Origin of the sequence: Lysinibacillus fusiformis (assembly GCF_003049525.1) — a bacterium.
Taxonomy (GTDB): Bacteria; Bacillota; Bacilli; order Bacillales_A; family Planococcaceae; genus Lysinibacillus; species Lysinibacillus fusiformis.
The window spans coordinates 1-422 of sequence record NZ_PYWL01000055.1 but is presented as its reverse complement, the minus strand read 5'-3'; the positions used below and the strand labels follow the sequence as shown (position 1 = coordinate 422).

At 42.9% G+C, this 422-nt stretch carries 1 protein-coding gene; it reads left to right on the top strand.

Translation table 11 applies throughout. From position 1 onward, the window contains the following. A partial coding sequence (locus C9J29_RS24060) for an aspartate carbamoyltransferase (RefSeq protein ID WP_473808336.1) occupies positions 1-422 on the top strand: 422 nt, incomplete at both ends.

Sequence of the window (422 nt, the reverse complement as noted above, 5' to 3'; positions counted from 1 at the left end):
GCTCAAGCTTTTGCAGATGGGATGAGCTGGCGTCCAACTCGGCAGCTATTCGCTGCAAACTTATTCTTTGAAGCAAGTACGAGAACCAAATGCAGTTTTGAAGTTGCCGAAAGAAAATTGGGATTAGGTGTGATCCCGTTTGAAGTACAAACCTCCAGTGTTCAAAAAGGAGAGACACTTTACGATACTGTAAAGACCCTAGAAGCCCTCGGAGTAAATACCATTGTGATTCGCCACCAGCAAGACCGATATTTTGATGAACTAGTAGAAAAAATAAATATCCCTATTATAAACGGAGGCGATGGTTGTGGTCATCACCCGACACAATCATTATTAGACCTATTAACGATTTATCAAGAATTTGGACGTTTTTCAGGACTGAGGATCGCCATTATCGGTGATATCAGGCACAGCAGGGTGGC